Source organism: Amycolatopsis sp. NPDC051372, from assembly GCF_040682095.1.
Lineage (GTDB): Bacteria > Actinomycetota > Actinomycetes > Mycobacteriales > Pseudonocardiaceae > Amycolatopsis.
In genome coordinates this window covers 351,822-369,768 of record NZ_JBFBAF010000001.1, presented here as the reverse complement: position 1 = coordinate 369,768, position 17,947 = coordinate 351,822, and the positions used below count along the sequence as shown (strand labels likewise).

At 70.6% G+C, this 17,947-nt stretch carries 17 protein-coding genes; 5 read left to right on the top strand and 12 right to left on the bottom strand.

The annotated features are described in order from the left end of the window. Positions 1–15: 15 nt before the first annotated feature. Positions 16–1,260, top strand: a complete 1,245-nt coding sequence (locus AB0M56_RS01770) for a hypothetical protein (RefSeq protein WP_364169846.1) — start codon at positions 16–18, stop codon at positions 1,258–1,260. Here AB0M56_RS01770 and AB0M56_RS01765 read toward each other — a convergent pair. The 8 genes from AB0M56_RS01765 to AB0M56_RS01730 form a co-directional block, all read right to left on the bottom strand. Continuing rightward, on the bottom strand, positions 1,196–2,554 hold the full coding sequence (locus tag AB0M56_RS01765; protein WP_364169844.1) for an FAD-binding protein: 1,359 nt from the start codon (positions 2,552–2,554) through the stop codon (positions 1,196–1,198). The two genes, AB0M56_RS01770 and AB0M56_RS01765, sit on opposite strands and share 65 nt — an antisense overlap. 133 nt (positions 2,555–2,687) lie before the next feature. Continuing rightward, complete coding sequence (locus tag AB0M56_RS01760) at positions 2,688–3,428, bottom strand: amino acid ABC transporter ATP-binding protein (RefSeq protein WP_364169841.1); 741 nt, start codon at positions 3,426–3,428, stop codon at positions 2,688–2,690. Further along, positions 3,425–4,192, bottom strand: a complete 768-nt coding sequence (locus tag AB0M56_RS01755; RefSeq protein ID WP_364169839.1) for an amino acid ABC transporter permease — start codon at positions 4,190–4,192, stop codon at positions 3,425–3,427. The genes AB0M56_RS01760 and AB0M56_RS01755 overlap by 4 nt, the downstream gene beginning before the upstream one ends. 6 nt (positions 4,193–4,198) lie before the next feature. Further along, a complete protein-coding gene (locus tag AB0M56_RS01750; RefSeq protein WP_364169836.1) occupies positions 4,199–4,975 on the bottom strand; it encodes an ABC transporter substrate-binding protein in 777 nt (258 codons plus the stop codon). A 48-nt stretch (positions 4,976–5,023) separates the two neighbouring features. Next, positions 5,024–5,827, bottom strand: coding sequence for a transporter substrate-binding domain-containing protein (locus AB0M56_RS01745; RefSeq protein ID WP_364169833.1), 804 nt, complete (start codon positions 5,825–5,827; stop codon positions 5,024–5,026). A 221-nt stretch (positions 5,828–6,048) separates the two neighbouring features. Next, a complete protein-coding gene (locus AB0M56_RS01740) occupies positions 6,049–7,155 on the bottom strand; it encodes an alpha/beta fold hydrolase (RefSeq protein WP_364169830.1) in 1,107 nt (368 codons plus the stop codon). 92 nt (positions 7,156–7,247) lie between these two features. Next, on the bottom strand, positions 7,248–8,675 hold the full coding sequence (gene purB, locus AB0M56_RS01735) for an adenylosuccinate lyase (RefSeq protein ID WP_364169827.1): 1,428 nt from the start codon (positions 8,673–8,675) through the stop codon (positions 7,248–7,250). Between the two features lie 148 nt (positions 8,676–8,823). Further along, a complete protein-coding gene (locus AB0M56_RS01730; protein ID WP_364169824.1) occupies positions 8,824–9,444 on the bottom strand; it encodes a TetR family transcriptional regulator in 621 nt (206 codons plus the stop codon). 122 nt (positions 9,445–9,566) lie between these two features. Here AB0M56_RS01730 and AB0M56_RS01725 point away from each other — a divergent pair, with 122 nt between their 5' ends. Then, complete coding sequence (locus AB0M56_RS01725) at positions 9,567–10,316, top strand: SDR family oxidoreductase (RefSeq protein WP_364169821.1); 750 nt, start codon at positions 9,567–9,569, stop codon at positions 10,314–10,316. Between the two features lie 4 nt (positions 10,317–10,320). On the opposite strand, the gene AB0M56_RS01720 is transcribed toward AB0M56_RS01725, so the two are convergent. Genes AB0M56_RS01720 through AB0M56_RS01705 form a run of 4 tightly spaced genes read right to left on the bottom strand, consistent with a single transcriptional unit; the run spans position 10,321 to position 15,236 of the window. Then, a complete protein-coding gene (locus AB0M56_RS01720; RefSeq protein ID WP_364169818.1) occupies positions 10,321–11,211 on the bottom strand; it encodes a DUF4380 domain-containing protein in 891 nt (296 codons plus the stop codon). Further along, entirely contained in the window at positions 11,205–12,353 is a 1,149-nt protein-coding gene (gene dgoD, locus AB0M56_RS01715) for a galactonate dehydratase (RefSeq protein WP_364169816.1), read from the bottom strand. The genes AB0M56_RS01720 and dgoD overlap by 7 nt, the downstream gene beginning before the upstream one ends. A gap of 28 nt (positions 12,354–12,381) precedes the next feature. Next, on the bottom strand, positions 12,382–13,095 hold the full coding sequence (locus tag AB0M56_RS01710) for an SDR family oxidoreductase (protein ID WP_364169813.1): 714 nt from the start codon (positions 13,093–13,095) through the stop codon (positions 12,382–12,384). Between the two features lie 32 nt (positions 13,096–13,127). Next, complete coding sequence (locus AB0M56_RS01705) at positions 13,128–15,236, bottom strand: hypothetical protein (protein ID WP_364169811.1); 2,109 nt, start codon at positions 15,234–15,236, stop codon at positions 13,128–13,130. A 137-nt stretch (positions 15,237–15,373) separates the two neighbouring features. Here AB0M56_RS01705 and AB0M56_RS01700 point away from each other — a divergent pair, with 137 nt between their 5' ends. The 3 genes from AB0M56_RS01700 to AB0M56_RS01690 are packed head-to-tail and all read left to right on the top strand — an operon-like array spanning position 15,374 to position 17,930. Continuing rightward, positions 15,374–16,318, top strand: a complete 945-nt coding sequence (locus tag AB0M56_RS01700) for a sugar kinase (protein WP_364169808.1) — start codon at positions 15,374–15,376, stop codon at positions 16,316–16,318. Further along, positions 16,315–16,929, top strand: coding sequence for a bifunctional 4-hydroxy-2-oxoglutarate aldolase/2-dehydro-3-deoxy-phosphogluconate aldolase (locus tag AB0M56_RS01695; RefSeq protein ID WP_364169805.1), 615 nt, complete (start codon positions 16,315–16,317; stop codon positions 16,927–16,929). Before AB0M56_RS01700 ends, AB0M56_RS01695 begins: the two co-directional genes overlap by 4 nt. Further along, entirely contained in the window at positions 16,926–17,930 is a 1,005-nt protein-coding gene (locus tag AB0M56_RS01690; RefSeq protein WP_364169803.1) for a beta-propeller fold lactonase family protein, read from the top strand. The genes AB0M56_RS01695 and AB0M56_RS01690 overlap by 4 nt, the downstream gene beginning before the upstream one ends. Positions 17,931–17,947: the final 17 nt, after the last annotated feature.

The following is a 17,947-nucleotide window of genomic DNA, read 5'->3' as shown; positions in this document are numbered from 1 at the left end:
GATGGGGAGGCACAAATGGTGGCGTTGGTTTCCCACGGCAACAAGGTCATTTCCGCGGGATTCTTCCGCGACGACGAGCTCGATTTCGCCACTCGCGGAGTGCTCGGCCGCGCCGTGCGCGGGGCGAGTGAGGTCGGTGAGGTGCTGGCGACGATCGCCCGCGTCGGCCGGCCGACGGACTGGTCGCGCGAGTGGGAGCGGACGGCGACCCGTGTGCAGGAAGAAGCCGCGAAGGCGCGCGAAGCCGGGCACCTGGTCAGCGCCGGCTCCCACTACCTGCGAGCGGCGACGTACTGGGCCTGCGTCGTCGACGGACTGTCCACAGGGGACGACACGGCCGCGTTGAAGGAAGCGTTCAAGTCCCACCGGGAATGCTGGGAAGCCGTGGTGGACTGCTCCGAAGGCGCCTTCCTCCGCGTCCCCGTTCCCTACGAAGGCACGGAGCTGCCCGGTTACCTCCTGCGCCCCGACGCGTCCGGCACCTCGCGCCCGACGCTCGTCGTCACCAACGGCAGCGACGGCGCCCTCAGCGACCTGTGGACCTCCGCGGCGGCCGGCGCGCTGGCCCGCGGCTGGAATGCGTTCCTCTACGACGGCCCCGGCCAGCAGTCGATGCTGTTCGAGCGCGAAACCTGCTTCCGCCACGACTGGGAAGCCGTGCTCACCCCGGTCGTCGACACGCTCGTCGACCGTCCGGACGTTGCCGAGCTCGCCGGCTACGGAATCAGCCAGGCCGGCTACTGGCTGCCCCGCGCGCTCGCGTTCGAGCACCGCCTGGCCGCCGCGGTGATCGACCCTGGTGTGGTCGACGTGTCGACTTCCTGGATGCGCCCCCTGTCCAAGGGCATGCGGACCGCGCTGGAGCACGGCGAGCGCGACACGTTCAACCGCGACATGGGCATCGCCGTCCGCCTGCCGGGCCTGCGCCGCACCTTGACATTCCGGGCGCGGCCCTACTCGCACGAAGACTGGTACGACCTCTTCAAAGCCGTCGAGAAGTACCAGCTGGACGAGGAAACCGTCGCCGCCATCACCACGCCCTTGCTCATCACCGACCCCGACGACGAGCAGTTCTGGCCCGGCCAGTCCAGCCGGCTCGCCGAGCTCGTGCGCGGACACGGCGGCCGCGCCGACCTGCTGCGGTTCACCGTCGAGGAGGGCGCCAACGAGCACGTGCAGCCGATGGGCCGGCTGCTCACCGAGAACCGGATGTTCGACTGGCTCGAAGAGCTGGTGCCACCACGGCCGGGGCGAAGCTGAACACGTCACCCGGATCCCAGACGTCCTTGAGGCGCGCTAGCTCCGTGGCCGTGGCCGGTTCGTAGCAGGACGACGCGTCGGTGTGGCTCGTGGGCAGGAACGTCCTCAATGGACCGCCGGAGCTCCACCCCGAGACGGCTTCGTACACGTGCGACTGCGACCCGGGTGCGGCGCCGGGGTGCGCCGACGTGAACAGGTTCAGCCGCGCCGCGCGGTGCCCGACGGCGTCCGCGACCTCGGGTTCGTCGGCCAGCGCGCCGCCGAGGTGGCGCAGCTCCAGCATGAACGGCGCGCGCGGATCCACGAGCGACGGCACGACCTCCAGCGCGTCCTCGCTGGTCAGCGCGAGGCTCTCGCTGTCGACCGGCATCGGGCCCACCGGGTCGGCGTGGATCGAGCCGAGGTCGGTCATCGGCATCGTCGTCACCGTGTCCAGGAACGGCCCCGCCGTGACCAGCGGCTCGACGAACCGCCGGCCGACGTCCGCGGCGCCGAGGTAGGCCACGCGCAGGTGGCAGCAGAACCGGCCCCGCAGCGGCTCGGGTACGCCCGGCACGTCCGGGAAGGCGAGGAATGCGAGCGACAGGCTCAGCTCTCGCGGCGCCGTCGCCAGGCTCGACCGGAACCGTTCGATGACCACCGGTGCGCGCTCGGAGGTGAAGAACAGGCTGCCCCCGTAGAGCTCGCGCAGCGGCACCAAGCTGGTTTCCAGCGCCGTGACCGCGGCGAGGTTGCCGCCACCACCGCGCAGGGCCCAGAACAGGTCGGGGTGCTGTTCGGCCGTCACGGTGAGCTCGCGGCCGTCCGCCGTGACGACGTCGAAGCGGCGCACGTGGTCGGCGGCGTAACCGTGGCGGCGGCCGAGCATCCCGAGGCCGCCGCCGAGGCTGTAGGAGACGTAACCGACGCCGGGCACGGACCCGACCGGCGCGGTCAGGCCGTGTGCCGCGGTGGCGACGAGGACGTCACCCGCCGTCGCGCCGGCCGAGACGCGCGCGACCCGCCGCCGCGGGTCGACCTCGACCCGGTTCAGGCTCCGCGTGGTGACGAGCAGACCGCCGCCCATCGAGCGGTGCGCGCCGTGGCCGGTCGACTGCACGTCGACGGCCAGCCCGTGCTCCGCGGCGAAGCGCACACCCGCGCCCACGTCGGATTCGGCCGCGGCCGCCACCACCACCTCGGGCCGGTGGTCGAGCGCGAGGTTGAACCCGCCCCGTTCCCGGTCGTACCCCACGTCGCCTGGAAAATAGACCCTGCCCTTGACCCGCGCGGTGAGCTCCCCGGCTCCACCCATCTCGGCTTCCTCGCTCTCGCCTCGAGCGTGAATGCGATGAAGTGCGGGGCCGAGACTACGCTCACGAATTCTCCGGTCAAGTCACCGAATTTCGTGATACGCGCGAACAATTCGGGGAAATTGCCGAGAGCGCTCAGAGCACCTGCGAAAGGAACTGCTGCAACCGCGGGCTGCGCGGGTTGTCGAAGATCTGATCCGGGCTCCCCTGCTCCACGATCCGGCCGGCGTCCATGAACGCCACTTCATCGGCGACGCTGCGCGCGAAGCCCATTTCGTGCGTCACCACGATCAACGTGAGGCCCCGCGAAGCCAGGCCCGCCATCAGGTTCAGCACGCCCTTGACCAGCTCGGGGTCCAGTGCGGAGGTGGCCTCGTCGAACAGCATCACCTCGGGGTCCATCGCCAGCGCCCGCGCGATGGCCACGCGCTGTTGCTGCCCGCCCGACAGCGCCGACGGCCGGTACGGCGCCTTGTCCTCCAGGCCCACCTCGGCCAGCCGCGCGTGCGCGATCTCCGCTGCCTCCTCTTTGGACAGTCGCTTCACGCTCCGCAGCGGCAGCACGATGTTGTCCAGCACGCTGCGGTGGCCGAAGAGGTTGAAGTGCTGGAACACCATGCCCACGCGCTGGCGCAGCGCGTCCGGGTTCGAGTGGATCACGCTGGTGCCGTCGAGCAGCAGGTCGCCGCTGTCGGGTTCCTGCAGGCGGTTGACGCAGCGCAGCAGCGTGGACTTGCCCGAGCCGGACGGGCCGATGACGCACGTGGTGCGGCCGCTGGCCACCTTCAGGTCCACGCCGCGCAGGACTTCGAGCGTGCCGAAGCTGACGTGGATGTCGCGCAGCTCCACACTGGACGATCGCACGGCGGTGGTCACAGGCTCACCCTCTCGGTGTTCACGAGCGACAGGTTGCTGCCGCCGTCGTCGCCGGGGTCGGCGCGGACCTTGCGGCCGGTCTGCAGTCGCTTGTCGATGTAGTTCACCAGGTGCGTGAGCGGCACGGTGATCACGAGGTACACCACGCCGGCCGCCACCAGCGGCGACAGGTTGCCCGTGTTGGCCGCCAGGTCCTGGCCGATGCGGAACAGCTCGCGCTGCGAGGTGAGGAACCCGAGGAAGTACACCAGCGTCGAGTCCTTCACCAGCGCGATGAACTGGTTCACCAGCGCGGGCAGCACACGGCGCACGCCCTGCGGGATCACCACCAGCAGCATCGCCTTGGTGTAGGTCATGCCCAGCGCGCGGCTGGCCTCCAGCTGTCCTTTTTCGACACTCTGGATGCCCGCGCGGAAGATCTCACCGATGTAGGCCGCGGCGATCAGGCTCAACGCGGTGATGCCCAGCGGGTACGGGTTGTGGCCGACGATCGGCCGCGCGAGCGTGCCCAGGCCTTGGCCGATCACGAGGATCGTCAGGATCGCCGGCAGGCCGCGGAAGATGTCGGTGTACACCCGCGCGGGCCAGCGCAGCCAGACCTTCTTGGACAGTCCCATCACCGCCAGCACCATGCCGAGCACGGTGCCGATGACCGCCGACACCCCGGCGAGGATCAGCGTGTTGACCAGGCCCGTCTTCAGCAGATCGGGGAAGACCTGCCAGATGTAGTCCCAGTTGAGGAATGTGTCGAGAAACTGATCCATCTTGGACTACTGCCCCGCGGCGAAATCGGTGGGCACCGGCTCGTTCGGCTCGAACTGCTGGTGCACGTTCTTCCAGGTGCCGTCGGCGACGATCTTCTTGATGCCGTCGTTGAGCTTGTTCAGCAGGTCGGTGTTGCCCTTCTTCACGGCGTACCCGTGCGGGATCGTCGTGGTGATCGTCTTGGTGACCTTCAGGCCAGGGTTCTTCGCCGAGTAGTCCTCGGCCGAGGCCGCGTCGAACACCGCGCCATCGATGGCCGACGACTTCAGTGCGCTCAGCGCCGCCGCGTCGTTGGGGAAGCGCACGGCCTGGGCCTTGGGCGCGTTCGTCGCGAGCCAGGTGTCGGAGACGGTGCCCTGCACCACGCCCATCCGTTTGCCCGCCAAGGAGTTCTCGTCGGTGATGCCCGCCGTCTCCTTAGCCTCGATGCCCAGCGACTGGTAGTTGTACGGGTCGGAGAACGCCACGGTCTGCTTGCGCGCGTCGGTCTGCGCGATGCCCGCGCTGCCGATGTCGAACGTCCCGTTGGCGACCTGGCCCAGCAGCGCGGAGAAGTCGACCGCGACGAACTCGACCTTCAGGTTCTCCTTGGCCGCGATGTCCTTCAGCAGCTCGTTGTCGAACCCGGTGAACTGGCCGTTCTCCTGGTAGGCGTTGGGTCGCGAGTCGCTCAGCGTGCCGACGCGCAGGGTGTCACCATCGCTGCCGCTGCCACCGCCGCACGCGGTGAGCGTGGCGAGCAGGGCCGCCGCCGTGACGGCTGTGACCAATGTCTTCTTCATGTCACTCCTCAGCTTCCCGGCCGGAACCGTCGATGCAGGATAGGACAGTCACGCGTTCTTCACCGGCAGGCCGGGACCGCCCTTGGCGAGCTCCGGGGCCACGGGTGCCTGCTTGAAGAACTGGGCGTGCAGGCGGGCGACGGTGCCGTCGGCGATGGCCTTCGCGAGGCCGTCGTTGAGCTTGTTCAGCAGGTCCGGATCGGACTTCGCCACGGCGTAGGCCGAGGGCGTGTCCTTGTCCAGCACGGTGTAACCGAACTCGAGCGGCACGGCCGGGTTCTGATCGAGGTACTTCTGGCCGATGTCCCTCGGTACCACCCAGCCGTCGAGGCCGCCGTCGCGCAGCTGCGCGAAACCCGCGTTGTAGTCGGGGAAGCGCACGACCTCGGCGCCCGCGAGCTTGCCCGCGAACTCGTCCTGCACGGAACCCTGCACCACGCCGAGGCGCTTGCCCGAGAAAGCGCTCGCGTCGGCCAGGCTCGCGCCCTTCTTGCTGACAACGGTGGTGTAGCTGGTGTCGTAGCCGTTGGAGAAGGAGACGGTCTTCTTGCGCGCGGTGGTGGCGGAGATGGTGGAGCTGCCGATGTCGAGCTGCCCGCCCGCGACCTTGGCGAGCAGGCCGGAGAACTCGGTGCCGACGAACTCGACCTGGAAGCCTTCGCGCTTGGCGATGTCGCGCAGCAGCTCGTTGTCGTAGCCGGTGAACTGGCCGTTTTCGAGGTAGATGCTGGGCGGCGCGTCCGTGAGGGTGCCGACGCGCAGCGTCTGGCCCGACGCGTCCGACGAGCCGCACGCGGTGAGCGTGACGGCGGAGGCGACTACGACGGCGAGAGTGCTGAGGAGCTTGCGCATGACTTCTTCCTGGCTCACGGACATGAAAAACGCCAGGCCGCGGGGTGCGGCCTGGCGCTTCCGGGTTCAGCGTCCGAGATTAGGGATTTCGCCCGATCGGGTAACTTCGTCTCAGTAGGTGGACTTCGTGCCCGCGGTCACAGGAATTCGCGCCGGCGCCGGTGGAGCCGGAATCGGTTTCCCGTCGAGCGTGGGTTCGCCGCGCTCGCGAATGAGGTGGATCACGGCACCGCGCCGGTCTCCACGCACTGCGCTTTGCCGCCGCCGAAGGTGGTTCGCAGCCACGACAGGTACAACGCGTTCGCAGCGGGCGCGGCGAGCTCCTCCTGGATCGCGTGCCCACTGCCGGCGACCAGGTGCGTGGCGAGGCACGCGTTGGGCAGCAGCTTCTTCTCGTAGCTCTGGAACGCGGGCGCGCCACCGCACTGCGGAGTCGGTGACGGCGGCGCGCCCACGGGATTGCCCTCGCAGTAGTGGCGATCGAACTGGCCGACGGCGACCAGCGCCGGCACCGTGATCCGGGCCGCCTGTGCTGCCGCGGCGGCGCCCTGCGGCCGGGAGGACAGCTCGGTGTCGGAAAGGATCCCCTGGTGGGCCCCGATCACCGGCAGCGCCTTCGGGTCGGTGCCCGGGCCGTGGACGAGGCCGATCTGCTCGACCTTGTCCGGCAGCACCGTCACGTACCCGTCGTCCAGCCCTCGCCACCGGGTCCCGACGGTCCGCGCCGGCACCTGGTAGAGCTTGTCGAGCTGAAGGGTTTCCGGGGTCACGGCAGCGCCGTACCCGGTGAGGATCAGCGCGTCGAGCACTCCGGCGTGCCTCGCCGCGACGCCGGCCAGCGTGCCGGAACCCAGCGAGTGCCCGATGCCCACGACGGTGTGCCAGGTGGTGCCGAATACCTGGATGTCGCTGTGCAACGCCGTCGCCACCTGGTCCGCAGTGGACACTTGGGCGTCGTAGGTCACTGATGTGCTCGAAGCGGGCACGGTCGAGCGGCCGGTGCCGAGCCGGTCGAGCGCGTAGGTGGCGTAGCCCTTGGCCAGGGCCGCGCGGACGAGGCTGCTGGAACGCAGCTCGGGCAGGTCCCAGTAGTCGGCGTTCTCCCCGCCCCCGGCGACGAGCAGCAGCACGGTGCCGTTGCCGCTCGGGGGCGTGCACAGATCACCGGTGAGCTGTCCCGGCGCGGCCACGCCGGGGATCGAGACGGGGGTCTTCACCACGCGGCACGTCGGCACCGGGGCGGCCGGTGCCGACGGCGGGCTGCTCGAACACGCGGCAGCCAGCACGGCGGTGAGTAGGAGAACCAGGGCACGGCGGCTGAGCGGCATCGTCGACTCTCTTCTGTCGCCAGTGCCCAAACGCTAGGAAGCCGACTCGCTCCGCAGTAGCCGGATTTTCCGCCGGGTCCTGTCAGCTCCGCTTACAGGATGGGCCCCGGCGCGTACTGCGCCGCTTCCGGGAAGCGCTCCAGCACGGTCTCCACGCGCTGCGCCACCTCCTCGACCTGCGCCGGCGCCACACCCGTGAACGAAATCCGATCGGCGAGGAGCTTGTCCAGGTCACCGCGGTCCAACGGCAAGCGTGAGTCGGCCGCCAGCCGGTCGAGCAGGTCGTTCTCGGCGCCGCGCTCGCGCATCGCCAGGGCCACGCCGACGGCGTTCTCCTTGATCGCCTCGTGGGCCGTCTCACGTCCGACGCCGCCGCGCACAGCCGCCATCAGCACCTTCGTGGTGGCGAGGAACGGCAGGTAGCGATCAAGCTCACGCTCGACCACGGCCGGGAAGGCGCCGAACTCGGCCAGCACCGTGAGGAAGGTCTCCAGCAGGCCGTCGAGCGCGAAGAACGCGTCGGGCAGCGCGACGCGGCGCACGACCGAGTCCGACACGTCGCCCTCGTTCCACTGGTCGCCCGCGAGCTCGCCGATCATCGACAGGTGCCCGCGCAGCACGACGGCCAGACCGTTGACCCGCTCGCACGAGCGTGTGTTCATCTTGTGCGGCATGGCCGACGAGCCGACCTGGCCGGGCTTGAAGCCCTCGGTCACGAGCTCGTGGCCGGCCATCAGGCGGATCGTCTTGGCGAGGCTCGACGGCGCCGCGGCCAGCTGCACCAGCGTGGACAACACGTCGAAGTCGAGCGAACGCGGGTAGACCTGCCCGACGCTCACGAAGTGGTTGCGGAACCCGAGGTGCTCGGCGATCTTGGATTCCAGGAGGTCCAAAGTGGACTCATCGCCGAGCAGGTCGAGCATGTCCTGCGCCGTGCCGACCGGGCCCTTGATGCCCCGCAGCGGGTAGCGCTCGATGAGGTTGTCCAGGCGGGAGAACGCGACCAGCAGCTCGTCGGCGGCGGTCGCGAAGCGCTTGCCCAGCGTGGTGGCCTGCGCGGCGACGTTGTGCGAGCGCCCGGCCATCACCAGGTCGGAGTGCTCCACGGCGAGCGCGGCCAGGCGCGCGAGCACCGCGGCGACACGGCTGCGCATGAGCTCCAGCGACCGCAGCTGCTGCAGCTGCTCGACGTTCTCCGTGAGGTCGCGCGAGGTCATGCCCTTGTGTACGTGCTCGTGGCCGGCGAGGGCGTTGAACTCCTCGATGCGGGCCTTCACGTCGTGGCGCGTCACGCGCTCGCGCTCGGCGATCGACCCGAGGTTCACGTCGTCGATCACGCGCTCGTAGTCCGCGAGCACACCTTCGGGCACCTCGACGCCCAGCTCGTTCTGCGCGCGGAGCACGGCGAGCCACAGCTGCCGCTCCAGCACCACCTTCTGCTCGGGCGACCACAGCCGCACCAGCTCGGGCGACGCGTAGCGGGCGGCGAGCACGTTGGGAATCCGGGGCTTGTCCGTCACGCGGCCACGATACCCGTGCAGGTCAGAGGTGGGCGGGGCCGGTGGGATCCAGACGGCTCCCACCGGTTCGGCCTCGCGAAGGCCTCGGCACCCCGTGCACCGAGCCGGCGGAGAGCCTGGCACACGCCAGGTAGGGCAGTCGAGGGAATTACAGCGCGAAGAGCCGCTCGAACGCCGCGGCGACCGTCTCCGGAAGCGTTTCGGGCGAGCTGAAGGCCTGCGTGTAGCCGGCGTCGTAACACGCGGTCGCGACGTGGGCGGCCTGCCTCGCCTCGATCGGCGCCGCGCCTTGTTCGACCAGCGCCGCGTCCAGCGCGTCGGTGTACCCGCGCTCCTTGACCAAACTGCACGCCTGCAGCTGAGGCGTCTCGGCGATCAGCTGTTCGCGCACCGGGTACCGCACCGCCTGGATAGCCTTGGAATCGGCGAGCACGAGGATCGCGGCGCGCGCCACCCGCATCACCGCGCCGAACGAGTCACCGAGTGGTTCTTCCGCCGCTCGCGCCGCGCCCGCCACGGCCTTCGCCAGGAGCAGGTGTGAGGCCGAATCGTCCTCGAACAGAACTTCGGCCTTGTCCGGGAAGTACCGGAAGAACGTGCTCCGGGCGACCCCGGAGGCTCGCGTGATGTCGGTGACGGTGACCTGGTCGAAGCCGTGTTCGGCGAACAACGCCACGGCGGCTTGGCGGATGGCTTCGCGGGTCTCCGTTCGCTTCGCCTCGCGAACCGAGCCGGCGGCCGGGTGGGGCGACGGGTGGGGCGCTGTCACGAGGCCAGCTTAAGCGCGGACCGCCAGAGGACGAACGGGCAGAAAATGAGACTCAGTCCTGCGAATTTCGGACTGAGTACCGGGTATCGTCCGAGATCATCTCGAACGAACGGGGAGTCGCCATGACAGAGCAGCAACTGCGCGGCAAGGTCGCGCTGGTCACCGGGGCCAGCCGGGGGTTGGGCGCCGCGGCGGCCCGGCACCTCGCGGCGGCCGGCGCCGACGTCGCGCTCGCCTACGTGCAGTCGGCCGACAGGGCGAAAGCCGTTGCCGAGGAAGTGCGGGCGCTGGGTGTCGCGGCCGAGGTGTTCCAGGCCGACCAAGGCGACGTCGCGCAGGTCAACGCCATGGTCGACGCCGTGGCCGAGCGGTTCGGGCACATCGACGTCCTGGTCAACAGCGCGGGCACGCTCATCGGCGGCACCACGGGCACCATCGCGCAGGCCGACCGCGAGCGGATCTGGGCGGTGAACGTGCTCGGCCTGGTCGCCACCACCGAACGCGTGCTCGCCCACATGCCGGACGGCGGCCGCGTCATCAGCCTCGGCTCCATCGCCGGGGAACGCGCCTACACCGCCGGTCTGGCCGACTACGGCGCGACCAAGGCGGCAGTGAGCGGCTACACGCGCTCGTGGGCGCACGAACTCGCGCCGCGCCGGATCACCGTCAACACCGTCGTGTCGGGCTTCGCCGAGACGGACATGGGCATCCCGAAGGACTCCCCGCTGGGGCAGCGCGTCCTCGCGCAGCTGCCGTTCGGCCGCTACGCCACCGCGGACGAGGTCGCCGCGATGATCGCGTTCCTCTCCGGACCCGCCGCGTCCTACGTCTCAGGCAGCGACCTGCGCGTCGACGGCGGCTGGAACGCCTGAGCCGTCAGCCCGAAACGGTTCCCGTCACGGTCAGCGACGTCGTCTCACCGGGAGCGAGCGTGGTCAGCGGACCGAGGGCTTCCAGCTCCACGATGCGCGCCGGCGGGTCGAGGTCACCCAGGTCGGCGAGGGGTTCCGGCAGCGGGTGCTCCAGCCAGATCTCCAGCGGCGAACCCGCGTCGGGGTACTCCGCGGCCGGGTCGACGTCGAAGGACAGCGTGAGTGTGGCCTCGCCGACGGTGCACGAGACCCAGCCCGCGGTGTCCGGCACGCCGAGCTTGCCGACGACGTCCTGCGGCGGCACCACGAGCGTGCCACCGTCCACTGTGTACTCGGGGTTCCCAGTGCCCGCCACGAGCTCCACGACCGCCGGCGCGCGCACGCCCGCGAGCCCGGCCGTGACGGTGCCGCCGCCGGGCAGCTGGGTGACGTTCCACAGGGCCCAGCGCACCGGCGCCGAGGACGCGTTCTCAGCCGTGAGCCGCAGCGTGTACGAAGCGCCGGAGCTCAGCGTCAGCTCTCGTGTGAACCGCAGGCCCGTGCGGGGTTCGACGCCGCTGGTCAGGGTGACCGACCGCTCGGTGAGACCCGAGACGGAGTACGGGCCCGAGTCCAGCACGGGGTCCGGCGGCCCCGCCCACTGGCCGGGCCCGTCCCAGCCCTGCGGCGCGGGCCAGGTCTTGTCGCCGCCGTAGTTGACCCAGTCGCCCATCCGGCCGGAGTTCGGGGCCAGGACGTGGCCGCCGAGCGGCTGCAGGTCGGGACCCAGCAACGCCGGGTTGCGCCACAGTAGTTGGACGTCTCCGTGCACCAGCGACAACAGCCGCCCACCCAGCGCCGGGACGACGCCGAGGCGCAGCACGCCGTTGTCGAGCCACACGACGTCGGTCACCATTCGGCGAGCCCGCCGTCGTCCAGGCGCCACACGGGCGAACGCCAGTGGTGGCCGACCTCGTCGGCGCGGCGCACGGCTTGCTCGTCGACCTCGATGCCGAGGCCCGGGGCGGTCGGACGGGCCGCATAACCGTCGGTGAAGCGGAACAGCGCGGAGTCCGTCAGGTAGCTCAGCGCCTCGGTGCCCTGGTGGTAGTGCATGCCGAGACTCTGTTCCTGAATCAGGAAGTTCGGCGTCGCGAAGGCCACCTGCATCGACGCCGCCAGCGAGATCGGGCCGAGTGGGCAGTGCGGCGCCATGCTCGCCCCGTAGACCTCGGCGAGCGCGGCGATGCGCCGCAGCTCCGAGATGCCACCGGCGTGCGACGGGTCGGGCTGCACCACCGCGACGCCCGCATCGAGCACCGGCTTGAACTCCCAGCGCGAGTACAGCCGTTCGCCGACCGCGATCGGCACCGTCGACGCGGAGACGACCGACGCCAACGCGCCACCCTGCGTCTCCGGCAGCACCGGCTCCTCGACGAACATCGGCTGGACCTCTTCGAGCATCTTCACCAGCCGCCGCGCCATCGCGGGCGAGACGCGGCCGTGGAAGTCGATGGCGAGGTCGCGCTCCGGACCCAGCGCCTCGCGGGCCTCGCGCGCGCGAGCCAGCGCCGCGTTGGCTTCGGCGGGTGACGCGATGGGCGCGAGCGGTCCCGCCACATTCATCTTCACCGCCGTGAACCCGGCCTCCACCTGCGCGGACACGGCGTCGAAGATGCCCGAAGGACGGTCGCCGCCCACCCACGAGTACACGCGCACGCGATCGCGCACGGGCCCGCCGAGCAGCTCGTGCACCGGCACCCCGTGCACCTTGCCGGCGATGTCCCACAGCGCGTGGTCGAAGCCCGCGAGCGCGCTGGAGAGTACCGGCCCGCCGCGGTAGAACCCGCCGCGGCGCAACGTCTGCCAGTGGTCCTCGATGCGCAGCGGGTCCTGGCCGACGACGAGCTCGGCCATCTCGTGCACCGCCGCGCGCACCGTCTCGGCGCGGCCCTCGACCACGGGCTCGCCCCAGCCGGAGATGCCCTCGTCGGTGTTCACCTTCAGGAACAACCAACGTGGTGCGACGAGGAACGTCTCGATACCGGTGATCTTCACCTGGCCCCCATTTCCTATGAGACGCGGTCTAAGCGGAATCCTTGGCGGCCGACCAGCCGCCGTCGACGGTCAGGTCGGCGCCCGTGACGAACGAGGCCGCCGGCGAGAGCAGGAACGCGATCACCGCGGCGACCTCGCCCGGGTCGCCCAGCCGCCCGACGGGGGTCGCCCGCGCGCTGCGTTCGATGTCCTCTTCGGTGAGCCGGTCCCACGCCTGCGTGCGCACAGGACCTGGCAGCACCGAGTTCACGCGCACGTCCGGCGCGTACTCCACGGCGAGCTGGCGCGCCAGCGAAACCAGCGCGCCCTTGCTCGCCGCGTACGCCGGGTGGCCCGGCAGGCCGAACCGCGCGTGCACCGAAGACACCAGCACGACGGAGCCCCGCCGGGCCCGCAGCGACGGCAGGCACGCCTTCACCGCGAGGTAGGAACCGGTGAGGTTCACGTCGAGCTGGTGCTGCCACTGCTCCCGCGGCATCTCGTGCAGCGGGCCGGTGGTCGGTACGTACGCGTTGCTGACCAGGGCAGTGATGCCCCCGCCCTCGCCGGCCAGCTCGACGACCTGCGCCCAGGTCTCGTCGGCGGTCACGTCGCCGCGCACGCCGGCGAGGTCGTCGGGGAGGGGGGCGAGGTCCACACCCACGACGCGGTAGCCGTCGGCCTGCAGCCGCCGCGCTGTCGCCGCGCCGATACCTGACGCGGCACCGGTCACCACGGCCGTCGGGTTGTCTGGTGTGGACATCGCCAATCCTCCTCGTGCTCAGAGCCTGGTACTCAGAGCTTGTCTACGCGGACATGGTCGTCCGGACCACGCACCCCGAGCCAGACGCCATTCGCGTCAGCCGCACCGCCGAGGGTGCCCACGACGTTGCCGGACGGGTACTTCGGCTGCTTGAACCAACCGGCCCACGTGGTGCCGTTGCGGTCGTTCTGCCACAGCGTGTAGTCGCTGGCCAGGGCGAACACGGAGACCTTGTCGCCCTGCGCGACCAGCGTCGGGCTGCTGGAGATGGTGCCGCCGATCGACGTCCAGTCCGACCACGTGCCGTCGGTGCCGCGGGTGCGGGTCCACACGCCGTCGTCCGGGGTGCGGACGGCGACCACGGTGCCCGACGTCGAGGTCGCGGCGCCGGGGCGGCCGTAGATCTGCGCGTCGTTGGGCGAGCCGAGCGAGGACCAGCGGCCGTCGGTGGTGCGGGTCCAGACCTTTCCGTCGGTGCCGCGGGTGTAGAGCGTGCCATCGGCGGTCACGGACGGCGAGTCGGTGAGGTTACCGCCGAGCCGGTGCCAGGCGCCCCAGCGCTTGCCGTCGTAGGTCAGCTGCCACACGGCATTGTCCAGACCACGGACGTAGACGTCGATGTTCGAGCCGTGCGCGTTGGCGGCCGGCTGGCCGAGGAACGGGCCACCGATGACCGAGGTGCCCTTGCCGAGGCCCTGCGTTTCGAGCACGCCGAGCGGGCCGCGGGTGAACGTGACGGTCTTGTCGCCGGTGCGCACCACGGCCGGGCTGGCCGAAGCGCCGCTCGCGACGCTGGTGCCGGGCACCAGGTCCGTGCCGTGCAGCTTCAGGAACGCCGTGCCGTGCGCGGGAACCGTGACGGTGTACGTGCCGGTCGCGCTGCCGCGGTCGGCGCGGGCGCGCAGGTCGCGGATCGAGACCTTGCCGGTGAGGCCGGCGTCGGCGAAGTTCAGCGTCATCTGCGTGTCGGCGTCACCGCGGTTGAGCAGTACGACCGCGCGGTCGCCGTCCTTCGACAGGCGCTTGCTGTAGGTGTCCGTGGAGCCGTTGCTGGCCGCGCGGACGCCCTGGATTCCGAGCTTGTCCTGGTCGACGGCGATGATCTCGGGGTTCTTCAGCGTGTCGATCATCGACTGCGGCAGCGTGCGCGGGTCGGAACCGATGATGAGCGGGGAAGCCATTTCCGCCCACAGCACGAGCTGGGTGGTCGACTCCTCCTCGTTCATCTCGAGGGTGCCCTGCTCCGTCTTGCGCATCGGGATCAGGAAGTCGGGGTCGTTCCAGTGCCCGGGGCCGTTGGCCTCGGGGTGCGCCGCGTTGACGTCGGCGTTGCGCAGCATGTCCTTGTAGATCCCCTCGTACGGGGTTCCGAAGGCCACGTCTGTGTTGGTGCGCCACGAATCGGCCACGAGCGGGCCGAAGGTGTAGGACACGCCGGCGGTCTGGCTCGGCGTGTGCGGCACGCCCCAGTCGTCGGTCACCGGGTTGCAGATGTTCAGGATCATCTTGCGGCCGGCCTTCTGCAGGGCCGCGCTGAACTCGGTGTACGCCTTCGCCGGGTCGAGGTTGTTCGCGATACCGCAGAGGAAGTCGACCTTGATCGCGTCGAAGTTCCACGTGGCGAAGCGTTTCGTGTCCTGCTCGTAGTAACCCTGGCTGCCGGCGGCGCAGTTCTTGCCGTCGGACGGGCCCGCGTCGGTGTAGATGCCGGCGAGCAGGCCGCGGTCGTGGATGTACTTGACCAGCGCGTCCATGCCGGACGGGAAGCGCTCGGGGTCGGGCACGAGGTTGCCCTGCGCGTCGCGCGGGACCTTGGCGTTCCAGCCGCCGTCGATCCAGACGTACTTGTAGCCGGCCTTGGCCAGGCCGCTGGAGACGAGGTAGTCGGCGACGCCCTTCACGCCGGCCTCGGTCACGGTCGGCATGCCGAAGTAATTGTTCCAGCCCATGTACGGCGTCTGCGCCAGGCCGGAGTCGTAGTAGTCCGGGGCACCCTGGTCGGCCGCGGTGTTCTGCTGGGGGAAGAGCGAGGCCGGGGCCGCGGAAGCGGGGGTCGCGAGCCCGAGCACGGTGGCGGCGGCCGCGGCGGCCGCCGTGATCGCCAGTGCCCTACGGGATCTGCGTGGAGAGCGCGGGAGCATGTGGGCGACACCTTTCGTCGTCGAAACAGCGCCGAACGGGGCCGTGATCTTCCGGCCCGCGAGCAGCATGCCGGGGTCGCGGAGGTCGCGTCAAGAATAAATCCTAAATTAAGATTTCACGCGGTATGCTTCCCGCGATGAACGACATCGAAGTCCTCACCCTGGGCGAAGCGATGCGGCTGCTGCTCGCGGAACCCGGCGTCGCGCTGCGGCGCGCGCACACCTTCACCGCTTCCGTGGCCGGGGCTGAAGCCAACGTGTCGGTCGGCCTCGCGCGCCTCGGCCACCGCGTGCGCTGGCTCAGCCGCGTCGGCGACGACTCGTCCGGCGCGGCCGTGCTGAGCGCGCTGCGGGCCGAGGGCGTGGACGTTTCGGGCGTCGAGGTGGACCCGGCCGGGTTCACGGGACTGCTGCTGCGCGACGACACCCCGGGCCGCGGCATCGACGTGCAGTACCACCGCGCGGGTTCGGCGGCGTGCTCGCTCTCCGCCGACTACGTGCGGGCCGCCGGCCTGGGTGGCGCGCGGCTCGTGCTGGTCTCGGGGATCACGGCGATGCTGTCGCTGTCCGCGCGCGACGCCGTGCTGGCCTTGTTCGAGCTGGCGCGCGCGGAGGGGGCGACGATCGCGTTCGACCCCAACGTGCGGCTCAAGCTCGCGTCGCCGGCGCAGTGGCGCGAGACCGTGGGACCGCTGCTGCACCAGGCGGATCTGGTGTTCGCCGGCGAGGACGAGCTGGAACTGCTCGACGCTTCGGCGCCCGAGCTGATCGTCAAGGGCGTCGGCACGGTCGTGGTGAAGCAGCGCGACAAGGTGGCGCGCGCAGTCACGGCCGAGTACGAGTGGAGCCAGGAAACCCTGGTCACGCACGTCGTCGACCCGGTGGGCGCGGGCGACGCGCTCACGTCCGGCTACCTGTCGTCCTGGCTGCGCGGCGGTTCGCCCGCCGAGGCGCTGCTGGCCGGTGCGGTGTCGGCGGCGTTGGTCGTCGGCACGCGGACGGATCTGGAAGGACTGCCCGACCGGGCCGAACTGGCCCGCACGAGCGCCGCCCTCGGTGGCGGCGAGGAGGTACACCGATGAGCTACCGCTGGGAGATCACGCACGCGGCCCTGCGCCAGGGGGTGGTGGGCATCGTGCGGACCGCAGATGCCGCGTCCGCCGTCGTCGCCGCTCGTGCGGCCTTGGACGCGGGCCTGCGGTCGATCGAGGTCCCGCTCACCAACTCCGGTGCACTGGCGGCGATCGAGGAGCTCACGGCCGCGTACCCCGACGCCACGATCGGCGCCGGCACGGTGCTCGACGAGGCCTCGGCCGTACTCGCGATCCGCGCGGGGGCGCGGTTCCTGGTGTCACCGAACGTCGAGGCCGCCGTGATCCGCACCGCTCACCGGTACGGCGCGGCCGCGTTCCCGGGCGCCGGTTCCGTCACGGAAATCGTGCGGGCGCTCGAAGACGGCGCCGACGCGGTGAAGGTCTTCCCGGCCACGGCGCTGGGCCCGCGGTGGGTCAAGGACGTGCGCGCGGCGCTGCCCCAGGCGCCGCTCGTGCCGACGGGTGGAATCGCCCCCGAGGACGTGCCAGAGTGGCTCGCGGCGGGCGCGGTCGCGGTCGGCATGGGTTCGGCGCTCACGCGCGGGACAGCCGAGGACATCCGGGCCCGGGTGGCCGCGATGGTGAGGGAGGGCTCGTGACGGACGTCGTGCTGGTCGGCTGCTACACCGCCGAGATGGGCGGGAAGGGCGGCGGGATTTCCACGTTCCGCCGCGATTCCACCGGTCTTGTTCTCGACTCCACGCTCGAGCTGCGGTCGCCGTCGTGGCTGGTCAAACACCCGACGTTGCCGGTGCTGTACACGACCGACGAGACCGACTCCGGCGCCGTCTCGTCGGTGTCGCTTGTGGACGGTGCGCTGACCCTGCTGGATTCCGAGGTGCCGAGCGGCGGCGCGCACCCGTGCCACCTCGCGGTGACGCCGGACGGCCGGTTCCTGTTGTGCGCCAACTACACAGGGGGCAGTCTCGCGGTGTTCGGGCTGTCGGCCGAAGGTCGGATCACAGGCCGGACGGATCTGGTGCAGCACAGTGGGACCGGGCCGAACGAGGTGCGCCAGGAAGCCGCGCACGTCCACATGGCGGTGCCGAGCGCCGACGGGTCCGTGGTGAGTGCCGTGGACCTGGGGACGGACGAGATCCGCAGCCACACGCTGTCCGACGCCGGCGAGCTGACGCCGCTCGCCGTGTCGAAGCTGCCGGCGGGCAGCGGTCCGCGGCAGCTCGTGCGGATTCCCGGCTCCGACCTGGCCTACGTGGCCTGTGAGCTGTCCAGTGAGGTCCTGACGGTCCGGGAGACGTCACCGGGCGCGTTCGAGGTCGTCGCTTCGACGCCGGCCACCCACGATGCTTTCGACGGCGAGAACATCGTGGCGCACCTGGAGATCCTGGACTCCGGCGTGTACCTGTCGAACCGCGGCGCGGACTGCGTCACGTCGTTCTCCGGCTCGCCGCTGGCCGCCAGCGCGGACCAGGCTTGTGGTGCGCACCCGCGGCACTTCGCGGTGGTGGACGGGGTTTGTTACGTGGCGGCGCAGTTCGACGACAAGATCACGGCCTTCCCGCTGGATGAGCTGGGCAAGGCCGAGATCGTGGAGTACCCGACCGGATCGCCGAGTTTCGTGCTGCCGCTGACCTTCTGATAAACGACTCATCAAAA